9 protein-coding genes are annotated in these 8,268 nt (G+C 38.1%); 2 read left to right on the forward strand and 7 right to left on the reverse strand.

All coding sequences use genetic code 11. The features are described from left to right. Nucleotide 1 precedes the first annotated feature (1 nt). On the reverse strand, nt 2-262 hold the full coding sequence (gene rof, locus ABN080_RS17030) for a Rho-binding antiterminator (RefSeq protein ID WP_072069997.1): 261 nt from the start codon (nt 260-262) through the stop codon (nt 2-4). A 262-nt stretch (nt 263-524) separates the two neighbouring features. Here rof and nlpE point away from each other — a divergent pair, with 262 nt between their 5' ends. Next, nucleotides 525-1,205 carry an envelope stress response activation lipoprotein NlpE gene (gene nlpE / locus ABN080_RS17035; RefSeq protein WP_349441589.1) on the forward strand — a complete coding sequence of 227 codons (681 nt, stop codon included), beginning with the start codon at nt 525-527 and terminating at the stop codon, nt 1,203-1,205. Nucleotides 1,206-1,296: 91 nt separating this feature from the next. Here nlpE and proS read toward each other — a convergent pair whose 3' ends face one another. The 6 genes from proS to metN all read right to left on the reverse strand — a co-directional run bounded on the left by proS (nt 1,297) and on the right by metN (nt 7,298). Continuing rightward, nucleotides 1,297-3,012 carry a proline--tRNA ligase gene (gene proS / locus ABN080_RS17040; protein WP_196554683.1) on the reverse strand — a complete coding sequence of 572 codons (1,716 nt, stop codon included), beginning with the start codon at nt 3,010-3,012 and terminating at the stop codon, nt 1,297-1,299. A 480-nt stretch (nt 3,013-3,492) separates the two neighbouring features. Continuing rightward, on the reverse strand, nt 3,493-4,200 hold the full coding sequence (tsaA, locus tag ABN080_RS17045; RefSeq protein ID WP_349439621.1) for a tRNA (N6-threonylcarbamoyladenosine(37)-N6)-methyltransferase TrmO: 708 nt from the start codon (nt 4,198-4,200) through the stop codon (nt 3,493-3,495). After that, entirely contained in the window at nt 4,197-4,607 is a 411-nt protein-coding gene (gene rcsF, locus ABN080_RS17050; RefSeq protein WP_082151821.1) for an envelope stress sensor lipoprotein RcsF, read from the reverse strand. Before rcsF ends, tsaA begins: the two co-directional genes overlap by 4 nt. 130 nt (nt 4,608-4,737) lie before the next feature. Further along, a complete protein-coding gene (locus tag ABN080_RS17055; protein WP_036933990.1) occupies nt 4,738-5,553 on the reverse strand; it encodes a MetQ/NlpA family lipoprotein in 816 nt (271 codons plus the stop codon). A 67-nt stretch (nt 5,554-5,620) separates the two neighbouring features. After that, nucleotides 5,621-6,274, reverse strand: a complete 654-nt coding sequence (locus ABN080_RS17060) for a methionine ABC transporter permease MetI (protein WP_036933988.1) — start codon at nt 6,272-6,274, stop codon at nt 5,621-5,623. Next, the gene (metN, locus tag ABN080_RS17065; protein WP_196554681.1) at nt 6,267-7,298 is read right to left on the reverse strand and encodes a methionine ABC transporter ATP-binding protein MetN; all 1,032 of its coding nucleotides are present in this window, start codon (nt 7,296-7,298) and stop codon (nt 6,267-6,269) included. The genes ABN080_RS17060 and metN overlap by 8 nt, the downstream gene beginning before the upstream one ends. A 194-nt stretch (nt 7,299-7,492) precedes the next feature. Between metN and gmhB the strand changes: the two genes are divergently transcribed. Continuing rightward, the gene (gene gmhB / locus ABN080_RS17070) at nt 7,493-8,059 is read left to right on the forward strand and encodes a D-glycero-beta-D-manno-heptose 1,7-bisphosphate 7-phosphatase (protein WP_349441590.1); all 567 of its coding nucleotides are present in this window, start codon (nt 7,493-7,495) and stop codon (nt 8,057-8,059) included. Nucleotides 8,060-8,268: the final 209 nt, after the last annotated feature.

The following is an 8,268-nucleotide window of genomic DNA, read 5'->3' on the forward strand; positions in this document are numbered from 1 at the left end:
GTTATTCCGATTTTATAACAATAGTCCCAAGTTCGGGATTAGAAAAACTGGCAATGATATCCAGTCGTAAATCTTTAGAGCCTTCAGACGTCTTTATCTTTAGGTATTCAACCTTTTTGCTTAAGAAAAGATCATCAGCAATGCCTTCAATAAGCTCACCATTATGTAATTCAATATGGAGCGCTAAACCACGTTGGCATGCTAACTCCAGATACTCGTAATCATCACAGTTAATTGGTTGATATTCTGTATTTGTTGACATATTCCCTCACCACTTTTTCGTGGCGGTATAGCCGCCAGTGAATAATTCAGAATAAAATCATTATGCTGTTATTCGATGTGAGCACAATAGTTATTATAATAATTTTCTGAAATAGTTCTTTATTCGAAGTGATTTGAGAAATAACTGACAATTATGGGTGCATTTATCTTAAAGCGTATTTATTACCCCCTTTTTATTTTAAAAAATGTTAGAATCATATTGAGAATGATTTATTAAAAAGTACCCAGAATGTAGGGAGTCGATGATGGGGAAAAAATTTTTATTTGCAGCCGTTGCTGCCGGGTTATTTGTACTATCAGGTTGCCAAAATAATATTGGCTTATCACTTGATGGAAAAATTGTAGACCAAACTTACAACAGTATTCTGCCGTGTGCCGATTGTTCTGGTATCGACACCACAATTCTTGTCAATCAAGATGGCTCTTATGTAATGGAGCAAAGCTACCAAGGCTCACCTGATGATAAACGTAGTTTCTTTGAATCAGGAACTTGGGTATTAGGTAAAGATAAGCTGACACTGACTAATAGTTATGGTGAGAAAAGCTATTATTTACCTCGTGAAGATAAATTAGTTATGCTTGATATTGACGGTAACGTCATTAATTCAGAGCTAAATTATACTTTAGCTAAAGTTCAGCCTAAGCTGCTTGCTGGCGAGTTTACCTATTTTGCTGATGCTGGAACATTTAAAGATTGTCAATCAGGACGTGTTTACGCAGCAAATGGCATTGAATTAGAAAAAGGTTATTTCTCAACAGGTGTTGATGGTGGAACACCGGTTTACCTTGAAGTGAATGGTTATTACAGTATTCGCCCTTCAATGGAAGATGGTAAATATGATAGAGCATTAGTTGTTACTGATGAAAAACCGCGTTTTAATCGTCATGGCTCTTGTGGAAACCATCGCGGTAGCAGAAGCTAAGTTTTAGTTATTCTATTCCTAATAAAAAACCCGCTTTTGCGGGTTTTTTATTGCTCAATGAAGCCTCTCTTATCGTCAAGAGGCTTAATGATTATGCGAGTTGCTCTTTGATAAAGGCAACAACGTCATCAACATTAATCAGTGATTTATCATCACTACGACGTGCTTTATATTCGATTTGGTTGTTATCGAGGTTACGATCGCCAATAACGATAGTGTGTGGAATGCCAATTAATTCCATATCAGCAAACATCACACCCGGACGTTCTTTACGATCATCAAAAAGAACATCAATGCCTTGGGCTCGTAATTCGTCATAAAGTCTGTCAGCAACTTCTTTAACACGATAAGAACGGTGCATGTTCATTGGTAAGATTGCAACCTGGAAAGGTGCTATCGCATCAGGCCAAATAATACCACGTGCATCGTGATTTTGTTCAATAGCCGCAGCAACAATACGAGTTACACCGATACCATAACAACCCATAGTAACGATTTGGTTATGACCTTCTTCGTTTTGTACCGTTGCTTTTAATGCTTCTGAATATTTAGTACCAAGCTGGAAAATATGACCAACTTCAATACCTCGTTTGATAAGTAATGTGCCTTTTCCATCAGGACTTGGGTCGCCTTCGACCACATTACGGATATCAGCAATTTCAGCAACCGGTAAATCACGTTCCCAGTTAATACCAAAATAGTGCTTACCATCAACGTTTGCACCTGCACCAAAATCACTCATCACAGAAACAGAGCGATCCATAATAACTGGAAGTGGCAGATTAACTGGGCCTAATGAACCTGGGCCTGCATTTACTGCTTGGCGAATTTCAGCTTCTGTAGCAAAAGTTAAAGGAGCTGCAACAATAGCGCATTTTTCTGCTTTTACTTCATTAAGCTCGTGATCACCACGGATTAATAAAGCAACGAGTTTATGACCACTTTCTTTTGTGCCATGAACAATCAATGTTTTGACTGTTTTTTCTATTGGCAGGTTGAATTGTTCCACTAACTCAGCAATGGTTTTTGCGTTTGGTGTATCCACTAAACGTAATTCTTCAGTCGCTGCTGCACGTGGTGTAGATGGCATTACGGCTTCTGCTAACTCAATGTTTGCCGCATAGTCAGAACCTGTAGAGAAAACAATATCGTCTTCACCGCTGTCTGCTAATACTTGGAATTCGTGAGATGCATTACCACCAATCGAACCTGTATCTGCCAACACTGGACGGAAATCCAGACCAATACGTGAGAATATTTTGCTATAAGCTTCATACATTCTGTCGTAAGTCTCTTGTAAAGACTCTTGAGAGATATGGAAAGAGTAAGCATCTTTCATGATAAATTCACGAGAACGCATCACGCCGAAACGAGGGCGTACTTCATCGCGGAATTTAGTTTGAATTTGATATAAATTCAGAGGAAGTTGTTTGTAAGAGGTAATTTCATTACGAACAATATCAGTGACAACTTCTTCATGAGTTGGGCCTAAAACAAATGGACGCTCGCCTCTGTCTGCGAAACGCAGTAATTCAGGACCGTATTGTTCCCAACGACCACTTTCTAGCCATAAATCAGCGGGTTGAACAACGGGCATTGAAATTTCAAGTGATCCTGCATTGTCCATCTCTTCACGAACAATTTTTTCAATTTTTCTCAGAACACGAACCCCTGTCGGCATCCAATCATAAAGACCAGAAGCGAGTTTACGGATCATGCCTGCGCGAAGCATAAGTTGATGGCTGACAATTTCTGCATCAGCAGGTGTCTCTTTTAAAGTAGAGAGCAAATAGTGGCTAGTACGCATTATTAGGTTCCATTAGAACAAAAATACTTAGGCTGACTGTCACGCCAGTCTACATCAATATAATTAGAGAAAGACTCTAGAGCGTGTTGATCTTTGCTGCTTATTTTTACAGCAAAAGAAATTTATAAAACAAGCAACATATTCAACTATTTTGAGTTTGGGCATTGATTGACATTAACAATGACCACTTAAAAATAAAAACAGCCCTATGGGTTCGATTAAAAGGCGTTTCACTCATTTTATTCTGCGTTGAGAGGCGCTAGCCTAGTTCACTAGGCGGCGAGCCCCTCTCCTTGCCTAAAATGCTTTTAATTCGAATAAAAATCGACCATCAAAGGTCAACACGCTCTAGTCTACCAGTGACTTAGGTCTGCCAAAAGGGGCAAAGCATTTTTTTCAATCTGATTTGTTTAAAGACAACGAGAATGACGTTCAGATTGGAGTATTCATGATAGCAATATCAATGAAGATAGTAGCAAGTTACCGCGGTTCTATATCAAGAACAAGTGTCTGTTGCCCACTGACTTGCCAGCGAACATTAAATTCAAGTAAATGTACCGCATAGATCCTATCACTTTGCTCGTTTTTTTTATAAGCAGGGCGAGGATCTTGTTGTAATACTTGAGTAATAAAACGCGAAAGATGAGGATATTCGTTCGCATAATGTTGCAGCTGTTCTAAAGCGAGTTGTGAAAAGAAAACAGACATTTCATTATCTGGTGCTTCTTGTGCAAAACCAGCAATCGCATTTGGTCGAGACTCTGCAAAGGGTAAATAAGGCTTAATATCCAGAATAGGAGTTCCATCAACTAAATCAAGGCTGCCTAAGTCTAAAACAACGGACTGGTTTTGTGTGTTTACTTTTTTTAACTCGACTAAAGACATGCCGATGGGATTTGGACGAAAAGTTGAGCGAGTTGCAAAAATACCCATTTTAGTATTCCCACCAAGCCTTGGGGGGCGAACTAAAGGATGCCAACCCAGTTGTGCTGTTTGATGAAAAACAAAAATCAGCCAAAGGTGACTAAATTGTTCTAAGCCTCGAACTGCATCTGGGTGATTGTAAGGTGTATGTAGAATAAGTTGGCCACCGCCATCCTGGATTAACCCAGGTTGGCGTGGAACGGCAAATTTTTCTTTATAAGGACTTGATATATGCCCTATAGGATTCATTTGGTAGGTATTCATTTTGTAATGAGTAATGCTGTGCCTTCACAAATGGCAGATTGGTAGCAACCTAAACCAGTGACAATTTGGCATTCATGCAATAAAACAGCATTGGCATTTTTGTAAGCTGCTTTTGTAGCCATTCTTTTTTTTGCGATAGGCAAACTTGCTGGTGGATCTTGTAATGTTTGACGGCAAGATTCACCGGCAACAATGCCGAGATCTTTAAACGGAGCACCTAAAAGGTCTTCTGTTTTTTCAACAATACGCACAGAAGGTAACGTCTGTGATTTGGGTTTTTGTGGTTGTCCTGGTTTATTTAAACGCATATCCGTAAATTTAGACTGATCAACATCAGATGATTTTTGCATTGAACAGCCTGTCATAAACAGCGCCATGATGCCAAGAAGTAGCAAGCGCATGTGCATGGGTAATATCCTCTTTATTATTATTTATACAAAAATTAAACGGCTCTAATTTAATGCAATTTAGCCAAGTAAAAAAGAGAAAGGCGAACAAATGTCCGCCTTTTTTATAATTAAGTTAAATATTAATGTATTACCAGCCTTTTACTGCACCACCGTTAAAAATTTTATTGGCAGCACTATCCACTTCATCAGTTTGATAAGCTTGAATAAATTTCTTCACATTCTCACTGTCTTTATTATCTTCACGAGCAACAATGATGTTTACATATGGTGAGTCTTTATCTTCAACAAAAATACCGTCTTTTGCTGGTGTTAAATTGACTTGGCTTGCATAAGTAGTGTTAATTACTGCTAAGTAGATTTTTTGATCATCTAATGAGCGAGGTAACTGTGGTGCTTCTAATTCAACTAATTGTAATTTTTTAGGGTTTTCAATAATATCAAGCTTGGTAGGTAACAGACCTACGCCATCTTTTAATTTAATTAATCCAACTTTTTCTAATAACAGCAGTGAGCGACCTAAGTTTGTTGGATCATTAGGAATAGCCACTTGTGCTTCATCAGGTAAATCGGCTAAATCAGTAATCTTTTTAGAATAACCCGCGATAGGATAAATAAAAGTATTTCCTACAGCTGTTATTTTGTAATTACGATCTTTAATTTGTTGGTCTAAATAAGGTTTATGTTGGAATGCATTAATATCGATATCACCACGACTTAATGATTCATTAGGCATAACGAAGTCATTGAAAGTAACGAGTTCTACATCAAGACCATATTTATCTTTAGCAACTTGTTTCGCAACTTCAGCGACTTGTTGTTCAGAGCCTGAAATAACACCGACACGAATATGGTTTGGATCTTTTTCTTTTTCACCACAACCAGCTAATGCCAATGCACCAACTAAAGCACTTACAACTGCGAGCGATTTAAATTTCAATGACATACATTTACCCTTATTTGATCTGTTAATTAAAAGGTTTCCTTATTAATAATAGAAACCTTCAATCTATTTATTTATGTGTTGTCAGCTTCACTAAGCGATCGCCGAAAAACTGAATGATAAAAACAAGAATAACGAGTAGAACAATGACTGTATTCATTACTGTTGCATTATAGCCAACGTAACCATATTGGTAGCCAATTTGACCTAAACCACCGGCACCAACAGCACCTCCCATTGCGGAGTAACCCACTAATGTAATTAAAGTAATGGTTGCCGCATTAATCAAGCCTGGTAAAGATTCGGGTAATAAAATCTTCTTAATAATTTGCATTGGCGTTGCACCCATAGATCGGGATGCTTCAATCAATCCTTGAGGGATTTCTAATAGTGTATTTTCTACCATACGAGCAATAAATGGTGCTGCTCCAACAGTTAATGGCACGATGGCTGCTTGCAAGCCAATTGAAGTCCCTACCACCATACGTGTAAAAGGGATCATCCATACTAATAAGATAATAAAAGGGATTGCCCTAAAAATATTAACGAGTGCTGAAATAATGCGGTAGGCAGGTGGGTTTGCCATGATTTGTTCAGGACGCGTAACATAAAGTAAAACACCCAGAGGTAATCCGATAACAAAACCAAAGAAGCCTGAAACAAAGGTCATGACTAAGGTTTCCCAGATCCCACTAATTAATAAATAAATCATTCCTTCAGACATAACCGAGAACCTCTACCTTTACATGATGCTCTTCTAAAAACGCAATCGACTTTTCAGTGTTACCATTCTTACCGTGTAGTTCAGCTAACATCACACCAAATTTCACACCACCGGCATAGTCTATTTGAGAACTTAAAATATTAATATCAGCGTCAAAACGACGTGCAACGATAGACATTAATGGTGCATCTACAGATTGACCGTTAAACTCAAGTCTCAATAATGGGAATAAACCTTCCTCCCACTCTGGTTTCATGTGTTCTTTATAGTCTTCAGGGATATCTAATTGCAGTGTTGATTGAATAAAAGCTTGAGAAACAGGCGTTTTAGGGTGAGAGAAAACCTCACTGACGGCATCACTTTCAACTAACTCACCACCACTAATAACCGCAACCTGGTCACAAATACGTTTTACAACGTCCATTTCATGAGTAATTAATAAAATGGTGAGGCCTAAGCGACGATTAATATCTTTCAGTAATTCTAAAATAGAACGTGTTGTTGCTGGATCTAGTGCGCTGGTGGCTTCATCACACAATAAAACATTAGGCGAATTTGCTAATGCGCGTGCAATTGCAACACGTTGTTTTTGTCCACCAGATAAGTTAGCTGGGTAATACTCTTTCTTATCAGACAGACCAACTAATTCTAGCAATTCATTAACACGCTTATTAATTTCAGTTCGTGGCGTATTATCAAGTTCTAATGGCAATGCGACATTATCAAATACGGTACGAGAGGACAGTAAGTTGAAATGCTGGAAAATCATGCCAATACCGCGACGCGCTTTTGTTAATTCTTTATCTGATAATTTTGTGAGATCTCGTCCATCAACCAATACTTCACCTGAAGTTGGTTTCTCTAACATATTTACGCAACGTATAAGTGTACTTTTACCCGCTCCTGACGATCCGATAACACCAAAAATCTGCCCTTGTGGCACATGCAGGTTTATATTTGATAGCGCTTGTATAGAACGCTCTCCCTGCTTAAATACTTTGTTTATATTCGTCAGTTTAATCATGTTTTTCTTTATATAAGTAGATATGGGACATAGAGACTATTCTGCCCGAGTTAAAATAGATGTTAAGGCGTCTAGACGTCTAAGTCAATAAAAAAGAGTAGAAGGCTAATAAAGAAAGAAAGCCGTGGATATCATTCTCTATATAAGAAAAAACATGCGATACTAATAAAAATATCTAAATGGAGTAATGTGCTGTGAGTAAGGGGATTTCAGCGATTTTCTTAGATCGCGATGGAACTATTAATATAGACCACGGGTATGTATCTGAAATTGATAACTTTGAGTTTATTGATGGCGTCATTGAGGCAATGGCTGAATTAAAAGCAATGGGCTATGCCTTAGTTCTTGTGACTAACCAATCCGGTATTGGCCGAGGTTACTATAGTGAAGATCAATTTTTACACTTAACTGAGTGGATGGATTGGTCTTTAGCGGATAGAGGTGTTGATTTAGACGGTATCTATTATTGTCCTCATCATCCTGACGCTGATATAGAAGAATATAGAAAAGCATGTGACTGTCGTAAACCAGCAGCAGGAATGTTTATGGATGCAAAAGCACAATTAAACATCGATATGGCTTCTTCTTATATGGTTGGTGATAAAAAAGAAGATATGTTGGCAGCAAAAAATGCAGGTGTTGGTCATAAAATTCTAGTTCGTACAGGAAAAGAGATAACAGAAGAGGCACAAAAGTGTGCGGATTTTGTCCTTGATAGCCTTGCAGACTTGCCAAAATGGTTAAAAAGCCACAAAAAATAAGCACTTCGTTTAATTTACCAACAAACAATCATTTTTTTTAAAAAAACTATTGCCAGCCTCAGAAAACTCCCTATAATGCGTCCTCGTTGTCACGGAACAGGGCGCTAAGCGAACTGACTGAGAGAACAAAGAAAAAAAGTGAAAAGCCTTGAAAATAAACGCTTGACACTGAATGAGGAAGATGTAGAATACGCCTCCTCGCAACAACG

Source organism: Proteus sp. fly-1089 (assembly GCF_040138965.1).
Lineage (GTDB): Bacteria > Pseudomonadota > Gammaproteobacteria > Enterobacterales > Enterobacteriaceae > Proteus > Proteus vulgaris_B.

Excerpts from the sequence above, each read along its gene's own strand:
- rof (WP_072069997.1), bottom strand. The coding sequence starts at position 262 with ATGTCAACAAATACAGAATATCAACCAATTAACTGTGATGATTACGAG.
- nlpE (WP_349441589.1), top strand. The coding sequence starts at position 525 with ATGATGGGGAAAAAATTTTTATTTGCAGCCGTTGCTGCCGGGTTATTT.
- proS (WP_196554683.1), bottom strand. The coding sequence starts at position 3,012 with ATGCGTACTAGCCACTATTTGCTCTCTACTTTAAAAGAGACACCTGCT.
- tsaA (WP_349439621.1), bottom strand. The coding sequence starts at position 4,200 with ATGAATACCTACCAAATGAATCCTATAGGGCATATATCAAGTCCTTAT.
- rcsF (WP_082151821.1), bottom strand. The coding sequence starts at position 4,607 with ATGCACATGCGCTTGCTACTTCTTGGCATCATGGCGCTGTTTATGACA.
- ABN080_RS17055 (WP_036933990.1), bottom strand. The coding sequence starts at position 5,553 with ATGTCATTGAAATTTAAATCGCTCGCAGTTGTAAGTGCTTTAGTTGGT.
- ABN080_RS17060 (WP_036933988.1), bottom strand. The coding sequence starts at position 6,274 with ATGTCTGAAGGAATGATTTATTTATTAATTAGTGGGATCTGGGAAACC.
- metN (WP_196554681.1), bottom strand. The coding sequence starts at position 7,298 with ATGATTAAACTGACGAATATAAACAAAGTATTTAAGCAGGGAGAGCGT.